Consider the following 15708-nt stretch of genomic DNA (forward strand, 5'->3'; position numbering starts at 1 on the left):
CAGCTCCTTCGCCCTCCAGCCGATGGCGACCGAAACCGCGCCTGCCGAGGACGTCGCGTCCACGCCTCGGCGCCGCCGCGGCACCGGCAGGTGGCGGGCGACGAGCGGTCTGCTCGCGACCCCCACGATCTGGTTGATCGTCTTCTTCGTCGTGCCCGTGGTGATGGTGGGTCTCTATAGCGTGGGCCTCCTCACGCTCTTGCGCAACGACGACTGGCTCTCGCTCGAGCACTGGCGATTCTTCCTCACGAGCGACACGTACCTGAGCCTGTTCTGGAAGTCGGTCCGCATGTCGCTCGGCGTCTCGATCACGGCGGTGCTGCTCGCCTACCCGGTCGCCTACCTGCTGGCCCTGATCGCGGGCACACGCAAGTACACGCTGCTGTTGGTGATCATCGTGCCGTTCCTCACGAGCTACTTGCTCCGAGTGCTCGCCTGGCGCGTGATCCTCGGGGAGTCGGGCGTGGCGAACTCGTTCCTGCAGACCGCCGGGCTCGTGGAGGAGCCCGTGCGGTGGCTGTTCAACAGTCAGTTCGCGATCTACCTCGTGCTCTCCTACGTGTGGGTGCCGTTCGTGGCACTGCCGATCTTCGTCTCCCTCGAGAATCTCGACCACCATCTGCTCGAAGCCTCGAGCGATCTCGGGGCGAGCAGACTGCGTACGTTCTGGACGGTCACGTTGCCGCTCTCGCTCCCCGGCGTCGTGGCGGGGTTCATCTTCGTGTTCATCCCGACGATCGGCGAGTACGTGACGCCCCAACTCGTCGGGGGACCCGGCGGGTTCATGTTCGGCAGCGCGATCCAGAGCGCGTTCACTACCGGCCTCGACTGGCAGTTCGGCTCGGCCATGGCGATGTTCCTGATCTTCGCGGTCGCCCTGCTCCTGGTGGTCTTCGGCCGCTTCCTCGACGTCCGGAGCGTGGCGGAATGAACGTCGCGGTCTCGAACGCCGGTCGTCGCTGGCTGTGGCTGACCTTCTGGATCCTCGTGGTCTTCCTGTATGCGCCACTCGTGATCCTCGTGATCTTCTCGTTCAACGACCGAGATCTCGTCTCCTTCCCATGGGAAGGCTTCACGGTGCGGTGGTACCAAACCTTCGTCGACAACATCGAGATCATCGACGCCCTGCGCCAGAGCATGTGGGTCGCGGCGCTGACCGCGGTCGTCACCACGGTGCTCGCCATCCCCGCGTCGATCGCACTGGTGCGGCGCCGGTTCTTCGCCAAAGCACTGGTATCGGGCGTCATGCTCGCGCCACTCGTGATCCCGCTCGTCGTGCTCGGCACCGCCTTGCTGATCCTCTTCAACACGATCGGCATGCCGTTTTCCGGACTCACGATCGCGATCGGACACATCGTGATCGCGTTGCCCTTCGCGATCCTCACGCTCGTGCCACGGCTCGAGCGCATCCCCGCCTCGCTCGAGGAAGCATCCCGCGACCTCGGCGCCGGTTGGTTCACCACGTTCCGCCAGATCACGTGGCCTTTGATGCTGCCGGCGATCTTCTCTGCGTTCCTGCTGAGCTTCGTGATCTCGTTCGACGAGGTCGTGGTCGCGTCGTTCGTCTCGGGCGATCAGGTGACCTTCCCGGTCTACCTCTACTCGCAGCTCCGGCTCCCGCGACAATTGCCCGCGATGATCGCCGTCGCCGTCGTGATCCTCGTGATCTCGGCGATCGTCGTGATCGCGTCGGAGGTGCTGCGCAAGATCACCGACCGCCGGCTCGAGGCCGATACGACTGTCGTCGACGACGAGGAGGAGGTGTCGGTGGCATGAGCGAGACCGGCGCCGCGATCAGCATCCGGGGCGTTCGCAAGTCGTTCGGCGACGTGCACGCCGTCGACGGCATCTCGCTCGACGTCGCCGAGGGCGAGTTCATCACGCTGCTCGGCCCGTCGGGGTGCGGCAAGACGACGACGATGCGCATGATCGCCGGATTCGAGGAACCCGACGAGGGCACGATCCTTCTGCGCGGGGTCGACGTCGTCGGGGTGCCGCCCAACAAGCGCGAGGTGAACATGTGCTTCCAGCACTACGCGCTGTTCCCGCACATGAACGTCGAGCGCAACGTCGAGTACGGGCTGAAACTGAAGAAGGTGCCGAAGGGCGACCGGGCGGCGATCGTCGCGGAGATGCTCGAGATCGTCGGGCTCGGGGGACTGCAGCAGCGCAGGCCCGGTCAGCTCTCGGGAGGGCAGCAGCAGCGTGTCGCGCTCGCTCGTGCGCTCGTGAACCAACCGGCGGCGTTGCTGCTCGACGAGCCGCTCGGGGCCCTCGACGTGAAGCTGCGGAAGCAGATGCAGCTCGAGCTCAAGCGCATCCAGCTCGAGCTGAAGACCACGTTCGTCTACGTCACGCACGACCAGGACGAGGCGCTGTCGATGAGCGACCGCATCGCGGTGATGAATCAGGGTGTGATCGAGCAACTCGGCAAGCCCCGCGAGGTCTACGAGCAACCGGCGACGCCGTTCGTCGCGGACTTCGTCGGCGTGCTGAACGCGATGGACGTGCGCGTCGACGAGGTGGCGGGCGAGGACCTCGTGATGCGGGTGAACGAGCGGGACCGCATCGTCGTGCCGGTCGGCCCCACGGGGACCGACGCGGGGATCGGATCGTCCCTGCTCGTGGCCGTTCGCCCCGAGCGCGTCGAGCTCTCGGCCGGCGACGTCTCGGCGAACGGCGGATCGCGACTGTCCGGCAGGGTCGCCCAGGTCGTCTACCTGGGCACGTTGACCCAGTTCCACATCGACACGCCGATCGGCAAGCGGTTGATCGTGCACCGCCTGAGCGACGACCGTTCTTCGAGCGTTCAGCAGGGCGATGAGGTCGTCCTGACGTGGACGCGCGACGACGCGGCCGTGCTCGGTGGCTAGCGGTCAGCCCACGAGCGCCTGGCTGCCTCGCTTCTGCAGCTGATCGGCGACGATGTTGCGCTGGATCTCGCTCGTCCCCTCCCAGATGCGATCGACGCGAAGCTCGCGCCAGAACCGCTCGGCGACGTTTTCGCGCATGTAGCCGCGGCCGCCGAAGATCTGCACGGCACGATCGGCGACGCGTCCGGCCATCTCGCTCGCGTAGAGCTTCGCCATCGAGCATTGCCCGTGCTGGATCTTCACGTCGATGCCGGCGTCGACGTTCTCCGCGAGTCGATACGTCATCAGCCGTGCCGCCCACAACTCGGTGAGGGAGTCTGCGAGCATGTGCGAGATCGCCTGGTGCTCGACGATCGCTCGGCCGAACTGCACCCGCTGCTGCGCGAACCCGGTCGCCTCGTCGATCAGGCGCTCGGCGGCGCCGCAACAGCGGGCGGCGATCATCAGGCGCTCGTAGCGGAACCACTCGTACGTGAACGCCATGCCGTCACCCTCCTCACCGACAAGGTTGGCGGCGGGAACCCGCACGTCCTCGAAAGCGACGACCGCGTGAGTGTCGGGGTACGTGTGCGTATAGGCCGGTTCGCGCACCAGTCGAACGCCGGGCGTGTCCTTGTCGACGAAGAACATCGCATGGGCGCCCTCGTTGGGCCCGCCGACGATCTTCGCCTGGAAGAAGCAGTAGGTGGCGCCGTTGAACGAGGTGACGTGCATCTTCTCCCCGTCGAGCACGTACTCGCGGCCGTCGCGGCGGGCGGTGGCCTCGATCGCGTCGACGTCGCTGCCGGCCCCGGCCTCGGTGATCGCGTAGCACTCGTGTTGCTCGCCGCGGATCGTGGGCAGGATCCACGTCTGCATCTGGTGGTCGCTGACGACCGCCGGCGCCCAGGCCGGAGGCGTGTGCACGCACCAGCCGAGTGCGTTCGTGACGCGCCCGATCTGCTCGGAGACCAGCACCTGCTGCAGGGTGGTCATGCCGGTGCCGCCGAGGTCCTTCGGCATGTTCATCGCGTAGAAACCGAGCTCGACCGCCCGATCGTGGTGCTTGGCGCGCTCGTCGGAGGGGATGCGGCCGCCGTGGGCCTCGGCGTGCTCCTCCCACGGGATCAGATCTTCGTCGACGAAGCGTCGGGCGCGCTGCTGGATGTCACGGTCCTCGGTGGAGAGCGGGTAGGTGGTCATGCGGCGGAGTCTAGGCCAGCGTCCGAGACGTTCGTGAACCGGAGGAGGTCACTCTCAGTCACCGGATCGACGCGACCAGCTCGGGGGTCCTCACGTGAGGTCGCTCACCAACTCGAACGCTTCCCCGATCATCGTCATGCGGCTGAACCCGTCGGGCATGCCCGAGCACTGATGCCCCGCCACGATCGTCACGTCGCGGGCCGGACACGTGTACGCCGTTGTGCCCCAGAAGCCGTCGTGGCCCCACCAGACCTCGCCACCGACCTCCGCACGGAACAGGAACATCGCGGCCGACGACGGATCGTCCTCGTCGCTCACACCGTCGGCGAGCGGCACGTCGATCAGCGTCGTGGTCATCGACGCGAGGGTCGACGGCTCACGGAAGACCTCGCCGGCGAGCAGCCCTCGGAAGAACCGGGCGAGGTCACGACAGGTCGACATCAGCCCGCCGCCCCCGTACAGGTCGATCGACGCGTCCATGTCCGCGACGTCGTACCCGCCCTCGTACTGATGCGACAGCGCCGGCAGCGAGGCCGGCTCGGGTTCGATCGACTCCTGCCAGGTGTGCTCGAGGCCGAGCCGCTCGCAGCCGACGAGCTCACGGATGGCCGCACCCATCGTCAGATCCGTCGTCCGCTCGAGCACCTCTCCGACCAGGCAGGCACCGGTATCCGAGTACCCGAACCGTTCGCCCGGCGGGCCGTACGGCGTCCCGTGGGACACGGCGAACTCGATCTGTTCGAGCCGCGTCCAGCGGCGCCCGAGGTCCCGGTACACCTGCGACGTGAAGCCGTCGCGGATCGACGGGTCGTAGGCGTCGGCCGCGAAGTCGTAGATGCCACTCGTGTGGGTGAGCAGGTGTCGCAGCGTGATCGCGTCGGTGTCGTACCCACCCCTTCGAAGGAGCTCGTCGTACTCCCCCGCGAGGAGCGTCGCGATGGTCTCGTCGAGCGAGAGACGCCCGTCCTCGACCAACCGGAGCGTGGCCGCAGCCACGAACGGCTTCGTGACGCTCGCGATGCGGAACCGCGAGCCCGCCACGAGCGCCTCTCCCGTCGTGCGGTCGGCCACCCCGGCCGCGACCTCGGCGTCGACGCCGGGTGCGAGCACATGCAGCAATCGACCGGGCATCTGCGGCCACACCTCGACGTCGCGATCGACGAGCGCCTGGAGCGAGGCGTCCAGATCGCTCACGGGTGCGTGGGCACCTCGCGCTGCACGCTCTTCCACGGTCGCACCCGCTCGAGCGCTGCGCCGATGCGGAAGGCGCTCACATCGTCGAAGGTGCGTCCGACGATCTGCACGCCGGTAGGCACGCCGTTCGACGCCACCCCGCTCGGCACCGCGAGCACGGGACACGGCGCGAGCACGTTGAACGGCGTCGTCATGTAGCAGAGGAACTGCCGGTCGTTCGGGCCGCCGTCGTCGAAGACCTTCCCGAGGATGCTGTCGCCCGCCGGGATGCCGGTGACCGCCCACGTCGGGCACACGAGGGCCCGGTAGCGCCGGAGGAGCTTCCCGAGCGGTTCCCACATCTCCTGCTCCCCCTCGAGACCGGTCAGGTAGGAACGAGGCTCGGTCATGTACATCTGGGCCTCCTCGGCCCAGGCGAGCGCGTAGTCGTTGAGCAGATCGCCGAACGCCGCGGCTGCCCCGCCGATCTCGGCGCCGAAGATCGCCGCGTAGTGGCGGCGCGCGGTCGCCATGATGTGCTGCAGGTTCCACGGGATCGCGACCTCGTCGACGATGGCACCGGCGTCCTCGAGGGCCGCACCGACGGCCCGGGTGTCCGCCGCCACCTCGGGATCGACCGCCCAGGCCCCTAGGTCGACCGAGAGCGCGATGCGCCACCCATCGATGCCCTTGAGCCGGGCCGGGACGCGCACCTTCGGACGCAGCGACGTCACGTCGAGCACGTGGGGACCTGCCAGGGCGTTCTCGAACAGCGCGCAGTCGGCCACCGTGCGCGCGAGCGGTCCGTCGTGGCAGAACCGGTCGAGGTTGAAGGGCGGCCCGGTCGGCACGCGTCCGTGCGGTGGCTTGAATCCCACCACCCCGTTGATCGACGCTGGGATGCGGATCGACCCACCGATGTCGGAGCCGGTCGCGAGCAGCGACGTCCCGCTCGCGAGCGATGCGCCCGTGCCGCCGCTCGAGCCGCCGACCGCGACGGACGGGTTCCAGGGGTTGCGCGTCACGCCCCACAGCTTCGAGTGCGTGTACCCGGCGCAGCTGAACTCCGGGGTCGTCGTACGCGCATGGACGACCGCGCCGGCCATGAAGATACGCTCGCCGATCGGCGCCGTCTCGCTCGCGATCTCGTCGATCGCGAGTGACCCGTACCGCATGCGCCAGCCCTTCACCGGCACCTCTTCCTTCAGCGCGACCGGCAGGCCCTCGAGCGGCCTGATCCGCTCGCCGCGCGCGTACCGCCGGGCGCTCGCCTCGGCGGCCTCGCGAGCCTCCTCGGGGCGCCGCTCGCAGAGCGCGTTCACGACGGGCTCGACCTCGTCGGCGCGTCGCTCGACGCTCTCGAGCAGCTCGACGGGCGAGAGGTCCAGCGCCCGCATCGCGGCGAGCGCGTCGGTGGCGGTCATCTCCCAGGGCTCGGTCATGGCGCGCAGGCTACCCCGCCCTGCGGATCGAACGCACCGGTTCGGGGTTCGACAGGCCACCGAGTGGGAAGGCAGGATGCAGACATGAAGCTCCGACGCAGACGTAGCTCGAACGTGGAGGACCGGCGGGGACAGAGCCCGATCGGCGGCGGCGGCATGAGCTTCCCCGGCCTCGGCGGCGGGTCAGGCGGCGGGGGCCTGCCGATCGGCAAGGGCGGCGGCATCGGACTGGTGATCCTCGTGATCGTGCTCGCCGTCTGCGTGGCCCCGCGGCTGGGCGACGGCGGCGGCGATCTCGGGGACATCCTCGGCGGCGATCCGTTCTCGGGATTCGGTGAGGCGCAGCCGGGCGACACCACGACGCCGCTCGACCCCGACGACAAGCTCTTCGGGTTCGTGAACGCCGTCGTCGACGACGTGAACCTCACCTGGACCGACATCTTCGCGGAGTCCGGACAGCGCTATGAGGAGGCGACACTCGTCGTGTTCGAGGGTCAGACCCAGACCGCCTGCGGACGAGGCTCGGCCGCCACCGGCCCGTTCTACTGTCCGGCCGACAGCCAGATCTACCTGGACCTCGGGTTCTTCAAGGAGCTGCGCGACCGGTTCGGAGCGCCGGGCGACTTCGCGCAGGCGTACGTGATCGCCCACGAGTACGGACATCACGTGCAGAACCTGCTCGGCATCAACGCCGAGGTGCAACGCCTCGTACGGGACGACCCCGGCCGGGCCAACGACCTCTCGGTCCGTATGGAGCTGCAGGCCGACTGCCTGGCGGGCGTGTGGGGGCACACCGCCCTGCAGCAGGGGGAGCTCAGCGAGGGCGACCTCGAGGAGGCACTCGCCGCCGCGGAGTCGATCGGCGACGATCGCATCCAGGAGACGACCACGGGCCGGATCGACCCGGAGAGCTGGACCCACGGCTCGTCGGCGCAGCGAGCGAAGTGGTTCCGCGTCGGCTTCGACTCGGGTGACCCCGCGCGCTGCGATACGTTCCAGGCCGATCCGCTGTAGCACGACCCTCAGGCGATGAACTCCAGCCGGTCGCGGTGCGACTCGATCGCTGCGACCGTTCCGGGATCGAGCGTGTGGTCGCGCTCGGGCTCCTCGACCTCGGGCGTCTCTCCGTAGAGCTCGCCCGACAGGTAGCGCTGACCCGTGTCGCAGATCACGGTGACCACGCGCTCCAACTCAGGATGGTGCTCGATCACCTTGTGGACCGCGGCGACGTTGATGCCGCTCGACGGGCCGCAGAGCAGCCCTTCCTCGCGTGCGAGTCGGCGCGCCGTCACGAGGGCCTCTCCGGTCGAGACGGTGACGATGCCGTCCATCGCGGCGAGGTCGAGGTTCGGAGGCACGATGCCGTCGCCGATGCCCGGCACCCCATGCGTGCCCCACCTGTGCTCGCTGATCAACGGGCACTCCGCGGGCTCGACCGCGAAGGCGAGCACTGACGGGTTGCGGGCCTTGAGCGCGTGGGCGACCCCGCTGATCCACCCGCCGGTGCCCTGCGCCCCCACGACCGCGTCGACCCGGCCGCCCGACTGCTCCCAGATCTCCTCGCCGCTTGCGAGCTGCGCCTCTGGGTTGTCGGGGTTCTCGAACTCCCCCGGGAAGAAATACCGGTCGGGGTCGGCGGCGACGATTTCGCGCATCCGCTCGAGCGCCAGGTCGATGTCGGTGCCCGCGCCGGGGGTCAGGACGAGATCGGCACCGTAGGCCTTGATCATCGTCTTCCGTTCGTTGCTCATGCCCTCGGGCATCACGATCGTGCAGCGGTATCCCTTGATCGCGGCGACCGCCGAACAGGCGATGCCGGCGTTCCCGGTCGTGCACTCGATGATCGTCATACCGGGCTTCAGGGCGCCTCGCTCTTCGGCCTTCGCGAGCATCGCCGCGTAGATCCGGTCCTTCACCGACCCGGTCGGGCCGTACCATTCGACCTTCGCGAGCACCTCGACCCCGGGGGGTGCCACCCGCTGCAGCCGGACCAGGGGGGTCCGACCGATCGCGTCGAGCAGTGTCGCGACCTCGTCCCGGTAGGCATCCCACGTGATCGACACCGGCTCAGTTCCTTTCCGTGTTCGGGTCCATACGGTTCAGACCGCCCGGGCGCCGCGGTCCACGTACCCCAGACGCCTCGAGATGGCCAGGCCTGCATCGGCCGTGAGCTTGCCGATGCGAGGAAGGTCCACGGCGCGCATCCGGAACGCGGGCCCCGAGACGCTGAGCGCGGCGACGAGGTCGCCGCCCATGCCGCGCACGGGCGCCGCGACGGCGTTCAGGCCCTCCTCGAGCTCCTCCATCGTCTGGGCGTAGCCGCGGGCACGGATCTCGGAGAGTTGCGCGCGCAACTTCCGCACATCGGTGATCGTGCGCGGCGTGAGCCGGGTGAGCGGGGCGCCGAGCAGACGGTCGCGCTCGGCGTCGGTCGCGTAGGCGAGCAGCACCTTCCCGTTCGACGTGCAGTGCAACGGGGTGCGTTGTCCGACCCAGCTCACGCTCACGATCGACCGCGTGCCCGTGACCTGGTCCACGTACACGACCGACCCGCCCGAGAGCACGCCGAGGTTCACCGTCTCGCGGGTCGTCTCGGCGAGCTCGTCGAGGATCGGGCGGGCGGCCCGCACGAGGTCGTTGCCTCCCACGGCTGCGCCGGCGAGCGAGATCAGCCCGAAGCCGAGGCGGAACTTCTCGGTGATCGGATCCCGTTCGACGAAACCCCGCTCGGACAGCGTCGCGATCAATCGGGAGGCCGTCGCCTTGTGCACCCCGAGCTTGCGTCCGAGCTCGGTGACGCCGAGCTCACCGTGCTCGCTGATCAGCTCGAGGGCTCGCAGGGCACGTCGGACCGACTGCAGGTTCCCACCGCCACCCTCGCGTTCGTCTCGCATGTCGCAACGCCCCGGTCTCGTGCGCAACCGCGCCGCGGACGGTACGCCGGGCCGCCGAACGTGTCAACGGGCGCGGTTTCTCGATGTCAGCCATCGCGGATAGGACATCGAATCCTCGAGCTCGAAGCTGAGTCCGGGAGGCCTGGGGCCCCGGAACAGCACCGCGACGGTCGCGCGGAGGACCGGCTCCAGGCTTTCCGATTCCCCCCCGGCCTCGAGGGCGATCGTCCACCATGCTTCGCTGCCGACGGTGAATCCCGAGACCTCGACCGAGCATCCGGGAAGCCCGGCCTCGGTCACGGGCCGCTCGACGAGCCCTTCCCCGGACATCCGGAAAGAACGGCGGTGACGGGTCTTCCAGAGGGCGACCCAGCTCGCGCCGTCGGCCGGCGGCAGGGCAACCGCGCTGAGCGGGAACAGCCATTTCTCCCAACGCTGGAGCCGGCCTCGGCCACCACCCGGCACCTCCAACACCCCGAGGTCTCCCCGGTACGCCTTCAGATCGAGCTCGGTGCCCCCCTTGATCTTCACCCCGAGCTCGGGGGCGGCCGGGTCCACGAGGTAGCGGTCCTCTCGCTGCTCGATCCATGCGTCGAACGGGCCCACCCACGCCAGCACCGCGTGCGGGATCTGGCCGCGGTAGATCCACCGGACCTCGAGCGAGATCGCCCCACCCTCGAAGGCTGGCGCGATGGGTTCGATCCTGTTCATCGCACGCCTTCCCTTCGACCCTTCCGGATGAGGGACGTTCCCCGCCCGCTCGACCAGCCGACGTCAGTCTGACGCCGCCTCGCGGGAACGGCATCCCCCGAAGCGGGTGAGGAAGCGAAGGGTAGGCCGCCCGGCCCTCCGTTCACTCCTTGGGTTGCGGTGGGCGCACCCCCGGCCGGGACGGTCCGCCCCGAGCCGCCTACCCTGTGCGGCGATGGGCGAGCGCTTCTGGCGTGCAGCGGAACCAAGGCCGGCCTACGAGGTCGTGATCGTGGGTGCCGGCGGGCACGGACTCGCCACCGCGTACTACCTCGCCGCGAACCACGGCATCACCGACGTCTGCGTGGTCGAGAAGGGCTGGCTCGGAGGCGGCAACATGGCCCGCAACACCACGATCATCCGATCGAACTACCTCTGGGACGAGTCGGCGGCGATCTACGAGCACTCGCTGAGGCTCTGGGAGAGGCTCGAAGAGACGTTGTCGTTCGACATGCAGTTCTCGCAGCGCGGCGTATTGAACCTCGCCCACGACCTCGGCGACGTGCGCGCGAGCGTGCGGCGCGTGGAGGCCAACAGGCTGAACGGTGTCGACGCCGAGTGGCTCGATGCCGACGGCGTGAAGGCGTTCGCGCCGATCGTCAACACCTCGCCCCACGTTCGTTACCCGGTGCTGGGGGGCACGCTACAGCGCCGCGGCGGTGTCGCACGCCACGACAAGGTTGCGTGGGGCTATGCGCGCGGTGCCGATCGCCACGGCGTCGACATCGTCGAGCACGCCGAGGTCACCGGGTTCCTGCGGGGCGATGGCGGCACGGTGGAAGGGGTCGAGACCTCCCGGGGCACGATCCGGGCGGGGAAGATCGCCCTCGCGGCCGCCGGCCACACGAGCGTGCTGGCCTCGATGGTCGGTCTTCGGCTGCCGGTGCAGTCCCATCCCCTGCAGGCCCTCGTGAGCGCGCTGTACGAACCCGTGCTCGACTGCGTCGTGATGTCGAACGCCGTGCACGTCTACGTCTCGCAGGCCGACAAGGGCGAACTCGTGATGGGAGCCGGCATCGACGCGTACATCGGGTACGGGCAGCGCGGGTCGTTCCACGTGATCGAGCACCAGATGGCTGCGGCGATCGAGCTGTTCCCGATGTTCGCCCACGCCTCGATGCTGCGGACGTGGGGCGGCATCGTCGACGTCTGCCCCGACGCCTCGCCGATCATCGACCGTACGCCGATCGACGGGCTCTTCGTCAACTGCGGCTGGGGTACGGGCGGGTTCAAGGGCACGCCGGGATCGGGATGGGTCTACGCCGAGACGATCGCGAACGGCGAGCCCGGGCCGCTGGCCCGACCGTTCTCGCTCGACCGGTTCACGACCGGCGCCCTGATCGACGAGCACGGCGCGGCGGCGGTCGCGCACTGATGGTGGCGCATGGGCATCCGGGCATCGACCGTGCGAGCGTTCACCCTCTCGCTCCCCGAGACCGAGGAGCGCGAGACGTGGGAGACCGCCACGTTCCGCGTCCGGAGCAAGATCTTCCTGATGTTCAGCGAGCAGGAACGCCATGCGTGGATCAAGTCGATCCACGACGAACAGCGCGCGCTGATCGCGATGGACGCGGACGCGTGGTTCGCCCCACCCTACGTCGGTCCGAGCGGTTGGGTCGGCGCCGTGCTCTCGAAGACCGACGGCGACGAGGTGCGCGAGCTGATCGTCGAGGCATGGCGCATGACGGCACCCAAGCGTCTCGTCGCGTCCTTCGACGAGGGGAAGGCATGACGCCGTGCTGCTGATCCCCTGCCCGTGGTGCGGCCCCCGCGAGGAGATCGAGTTCCGCTACGGCGGGCAGGCGCACGTGAGCTACCCGGCCGATCCCGAGACCCTCACCGACGAGGAGTGGGCCGACTACCTCTTCATGCGCGACAACCCTCGGGGCTGGTGGTCGGAGCGCTGGATGCATACAGCCGGATGCCGCCGCTGGTTCAACCTCACGCGGAACACGGCCACGAACGAGATCGGGGCCGCGTACCGCGTCGGCGAGGCGCCCCCCGGCGAGGCAGCGGACCGGTGACGGCCGTCAGGGCATCGCGAGGGTGCGCCGGCCCGCTGAGCGTGGGTCGCCATCTCGGGCTCCCTTCACTGGCACGGAGCCGCGCCGGCCTGAGGAGAGCCGCATGACCGGGCGGCGACTCGTGCCGCCCGCCGGGCACGGTGTCGATCACGCGAGGTCGCTCGTGTTCTCGTTCGACGGCGAGGGGTACGAAGGCCTCGCCGGCGACACGCTCGCGAGCGCGCTGCTCGCGAACGGTGTCGAGGTCGTCGCCCGCTCGCCGTTGCAAGGGCGACCGCGCGGGGTGTTCTCCGCCGGCGTCGAGGAGCCGAACGCGTTCGTCGAGGTCTCGGCGCCGGTGTTCCGCCCGATCGTGCCGGCGACCTCGGTGCCGCTCGTCGAAGGGCTCGTCGCATCGCCACGACCCGGGGTGGGAAGGCTCCCTCTCGGCGACACCGGCGCGCCCGTCGCGCACCATCGCCACGTGCACGTCGAGACGCTCGTGGTCGGCGCCGGCGTCGCCGGGCTGCGAGCCGCGCTCGAAGCCGCGGAGGCCGGTGACCGGGTGATGCTCGTGGACGAGCGACCGTGGCTCGGCGGCACCGCGACGTCCGGTGACGATGTCGACGGCGAGCCAGCGCTGGCGTGGATCGCGACCACCGGTGGAGCGCTCGCGAGCGCGTCGGAGGTGACCGTGGTCAGTGACGCCACGGCGCTCGGCGTCTACGACGACGGCTACGTCGTGGTGTACGAACGGTCGTCACCGGTCGAACGCGTGCACCACGTGCGAGCTCGTCGCGTCGTGCTGGCGACCGGCGCCCACGAGCGTCCGATCGGGTTCCGGCGCAACGACCTGCCCGGCGTGATGCTCGCCTCCGCCGCGAGGCTCTACGCGGACCGCTTCGGCGTGCTGCCCGGGGAGCGGGCCGTCGTGTTCAGCACGAACCACGCGGGGCACGACGACGCGGTCGCACTCACTCGAAACGGGCTCGACGTCGCCGCGATCGTCGACCCCGGCGAGGGTGGCCGCGCCACAGACGCGGCTCGCCAGGCCGGCGTCGAGGTGCGCACCGGCTGGTCGGTGCTGGCCGCGGACGGCGACCCACGCGTCCGATCGGTGACGCTCCTCGGGCCCGGCGGTGCGGTCGACACGATCGCCGCCGATCTCGTGCTCGTCTCCGGCGGCTGGAACCCGGCGTCGCAGCTCTGGCGCGGGATCGGGGGCGGCCTGCGCTGGGACGACGACCGGACGTGCTTCGTGCCCGACGGCTCGGGACCGCCCTGGCTCTCGGTCGTCGGCGCCGCGGCCGGCGACGTGCCTTCGAGCGTCCCGTACTGGTACACGCCCGCCGACGACCTCTCCGAGCACTTCGTCGAGCTGCAGCGTGACTCGACGGTGGCCGACGTGCTCGACGCCGTCGGTCACGAGCTCCGCTCGACGGAGCATGTCAAGCGCGCCACGTACATCGGCACCGCGATCGACCAGGGGCGCACGAGCGGGGCGCTCACCGCGGCGATCGTGAACGAGGCATGGGGCGAGGGTCCCGGAGCGCAGGGGCCGACGAACAGCCGCCCGCCCTACACGCCGGTCCCCTACTCGGTGCTCGCGGGACCCGATCGTGGACCCAGGCTGCTCGACCCGGTCCGCACCACCCCGATGCACGAGCGGCACGTCGAGCGTGGTGCCACCTTCGAGAACGTCGGCCAATGGAAGCGGCCGTGGTACTTCCCGCTTCCCGGCGAGTCGATGCACGCGGCCGTGCAGCGAGAGTGCCTGGCGGTTCGGCGTGCCGCCGGCGTGATGGACGCATCGACCCTCGGCAAGATCGAGCTCGTCGGGCCGGACACGGCGGTCTTCCTCGACCGTCTCTACACCAACCGCATGTCGACGCTCCGCGTGGGCTCGATCCGGTACGGGATGATGCTCGGGCTCGACGGCATGGTGTTCGACGACGGGGTCGCGATGCGGCTGGCCGACGACCGGTACCTGATCACGACCACGACCGGCGGCGCCGCGAAGGTCATGGACCACGTCGAGGAGTGGCTCCAGACGGAGTGGCCGTACCTGCAGGTGTACGCGACGAGCGTGACCGAGCAGTGGGCGACGATCGCGCTGAACGGGCCGGCCTGTCGCGACGTGCTCGCGGCGGCGGGCACCGACGTCGACGTCGACGCGACGGCCTTCCCGTTCATGACGTGGCGGGAGGGAGACGTCGCGGGCATGCCGGCCCGGGTCGCTCGCGTGAGCTTCAGCGGCGAGCTCGCCTACGAGATCAACGTCGCGGGGCACCTCGGCCTCGCGATGTGGGACGCCGTGCTGGAGGCCGGTCAGCCGCTCGGCCTCACCCCTTACGGCACGGAGTCGATGCACGTGCTGCGGGCCGAGAAGGGCTTCGTGATCGTGGGCCAGGACACCGACGGCACGGTGACCCCGCACGACCTCGGTATGTCGTGGATCGTTCGGAAGGACGACTCCGACTTCGTCGGTCGGCGTTCGCTCCGCCGGGCGGACACGGTGCGGCCCGACCGCAAACAGCTCGTCGGGTTGCTGCCGACCGACCCTGGCGTCTGGTTGCCCGAGGGCGCGCAGCTCGTCTCGCCCGAGCATGCGTCGGCCGAAGCGCCCGTGCCGATGATCGGCCACGTCACGTCGAGCTACCGCAGTGCCGTGCTCGAGCGCACCTTCGCGCTGGCGATGGTGGCCGGCGGACGCGAGCGGATCGGCGGGCACGTGGTGTCGCCAACCCCCCGGGGTCCAGTGGAGTGCGCCGTCGTGCCGCCGGTGTTCTACGACGCCGAGGGGGGGCGCCGTGACGGCTGAGGCGTTCGAGCGGGACCCGTTGGCATCGCGCGTCGGCGATCTCGCAGCGGTCGCGGAGCGAACAGGCGGGCGCGTGACGCTCGAGCACGCCCCCTTCCTCGCGCAGGTCTCACTGCGGCTCGATCCCTCGCTCACCGGACGCGCGCCGTACCCGATCCCGCTCGAGCCGAACACCGTGTGGGAAGACGGCTCGCGTGCGGTGCTCTGGCTCGGCCCCGACGAATGGCTCGTGCTCGGACCGCCGCACGCGAGCGCCGAGATCGCCGGTGAGCTCCGGACGGCACTCGATGGATCACATCGCTCGGTGATCGACGTGAGCTCGAATCGCGTCGCGATCGAGCTCGGCGGTCCGGGTCGGTTCGACCTGCTCGCGAGCGGGTGCTCGATCGACCTGCACCCACGAACGTGGCACCGAGGGATGTGCGCGCAGACGCTCTTCGCCAAGACCCAGGTGATCCTGCACGAGCGAGCCGATACGACCCGCGTGCTCGTGCGACCGTCGTTCGCCGACTACCTGCTGGACCGGTCGATCGCTGGCCTCGCCTAGCGCGTCGGGCCACGGCCACGCGC

Annotated in this window: 15 protein-coding genes; 9 read left to right on the forward strand and 6 right to left on the reverse strand. The window is 69.8% G+C overall.

The window, feature by feature from the left end; translation table 11 throughout:
* Positions 1-22 precede the first annotated feature (22 nt).
* The 3 genes from VFI59_07405 to VFI59_07415 are packed head-to-tail and all read left to right on the forward strand — an operon-like array spanning position 23 to position 2873.
* Positions 23-931: an ABC transporter permease gene (locus VFI59_07405; protein ID HET6713518.1), complete on the forward strand. Its 909-nt coding sequence runs from the start codon at positions 23-25 to the stop codon at positions 929-931.
* Entirely contained in the window at positions 928-1776 is an 849-nt protein-coding gene (locus tag VFI59_07410) for an ABC transporter permease (GenBank protein ID HET6713519.1), read from the forward strand. Before VFI59_07405 ends, VFI59_07410 begins: the two co-directional genes overlap by 4 nt.
* Entirely contained in the window at positions 1773-2873 is a 1101-nt protein-coding gene (locus VFI59_07415; protein HET6713520.1) for an ABC transporter ATP-binding protein, read from the forward strand. The genes VFI59_07410 and VFI59_07415 overlap by 4 nt, the downstream gene beginning before the upstream one ends.
* Before the next feature lie 3 nt (positions 2874-2876).
* Here VFI59_07415 and VFI59_07420 read toward each other — a convergent pair whose 3' ends face one another.
* The 3 genes from VFI59_07420 to VFI59_07430 form a co-directional block, all read right to left on the reverse strand.
* Positions 2877-4055 carry an acyl-CoA dehydrogenase family protein gene (locus tag VFI59_07420; protein ID HET6713521.1) on the reverse strand — a complete coding sequence of 393 codons (1179 nt, stop codon included), beginning with the start codon at positions 4053-4055 and terminating at the stop codon, positions 2877-2879.
* Between the two features lie 90 nt (positions 4056-4145).
* Positions 4146-5249 (reverse strand): serine hydrolase domain-containing protein, encoded by a 1104-nt coding sequence (locus VFI59_07425; protein ID HET6713522.1) that lies wholly within the window; start codon positions 5247-5249, stop codon positions 4146-4148.
* Positions 5246-6670, reverse strand: coding sequence for an amidase (locus VFI59_07430; GenBank protein HET6713523.1), 1425 nt, complete (start codon positions 6668-6670; stop codon positions 5246-5248). Before VFI59_07430 ends, VFI59_07425 begins: the two co-directional genes overlap by 4 nt.
* Positions 6671-6754: 84 nt before the next feature.
* Between VFI59_07430 and VFI59_07435 the strand changes: the two genes are divergently transcribed.
* On the forward strand, positions 6755-7684 hold the full coding sequence (locus VFI59_07435; protein ID HET6713524.1) for a neutral zinc metallopeptidase: 930 nt from the start codon (positions 6755-6757) through the stop codon (positions 7682-7684).
* Positions 7685-7692: 8 nt separating this feature from the next.
* On the opposite strand, the gene VFI59_07440 is transcribed toward VFI59_07435, so the two are convergent.
* The 3 genes from VFI59_07440 to VFI59_07450 form a co-directional block, all read right to left on the reverse strand.
* Positions 7693-8733 carry a cysteine synthase family protein gene (locus VFI59_07440; protein ID HET6713525.1) on the reverse strand — a complete coding sequence of 347 codons (1041 nt, stop codon included), beginning with the start codon at positions 8731-8733 and terminating at the stop codon, positions 7693-7695.
* Positions 8734-8769: 36 nt separating this feature from the next.
* Complete coding sequence (locus tag VFI59_07445; protein ID HET6713526.1) at positions 8770-9564, reverse strand: IclR family transcriptional regulator; 795 nt, start codon at positions 9562-9564, stop codon at positions 8770-8772.
* Between the two features lie 63 nt (positions 9565-9627).
* Positions 9628-10275 (reverse strand): hypothetical protein, encoded by a 648-nt coding sequence (locus VFI59_07450; GenBank protein ID HET6713527.1) that lies wholly within the window; start codon positions 10273-10275, stop codon positions 9628-9630.
* A 214-nt stretch (positions 10276-10489) separates the two neighbouring features.
* Here VFI59_07450 and VFI59_07455 point away from each other — a divergent pair, with 214 nt between their 5' ends.
* From VFI59_07455 to VFI59_07475, 5 genes are all read left to right on the forward strand, one after another.
* A complete protein-coding gene (locus tag VFI59_07455) occupies positions 10490-11689 on the forward strand; it encodes a sarcosine oxidase subunit beta family protein (GenBank protein ID HET6713528.1) in 1200 nt (399 codons plus the stop codon).
* 9 nt (positions 11690-11698) lie between these two features.
* Positions 11699-12046: an MmcQ/YjbR family DNA-binding protein gene (locus VFI59_07460; GenBank protein HET6713529.1), complete on the forward strand. Its 348-nt coding sequence runs from the start codon at positions 11699-11701 to the stop codon at positions 12044-12046.
* A gap of 4 nt (positions 12047-12050) precedes the next feature.
* On the forward strand, positions 12051-12338 hold the full coding sequence (locus tag VFI59_07465; protein ID HET6713530.1) for a sarcosine oxidase subunit delta: 288 nt from the start codon (positions 12051-12053) through the stop codon (positions 12336-12338).
* Between the two features lie 103 nt (positions 12339-12441).
* On the forward strand, positions 12442-15138 hold the full coding sequence (locus VFI59_07470; GenBank protein ID HET6713531.1) for a 2Fe-2S iron-sulfur cluster-binding protein: 2697 nt from the start codon (positions 12442-12444) through the stop codon (positions 15136-15138).
* Positions 15128-15685 (forward strand): sarcosine oxidase subunit gamma family protein, encoded by a 558-nt coding sequence (locus VFI59_07475; protein ID HET6713532.1) that lies wholly within the window; start codon positions 15128-15130, stop codon positions 15683-15685. The genes VFI59_07470 and VFI59_07475 overlap by 11 nt, the downstream gene beginning before the upstream one ends.
* Positions 15686-15708: the final 23 nt, after the last annotated feature.

This window comes from Actinomycetota bacterium (assembly GCA_035697485.1).
GTDB lineage: Bacteria > Actinomycetota > UBA4738 > UBA4738 > HRBIN12 > JAOUEA01.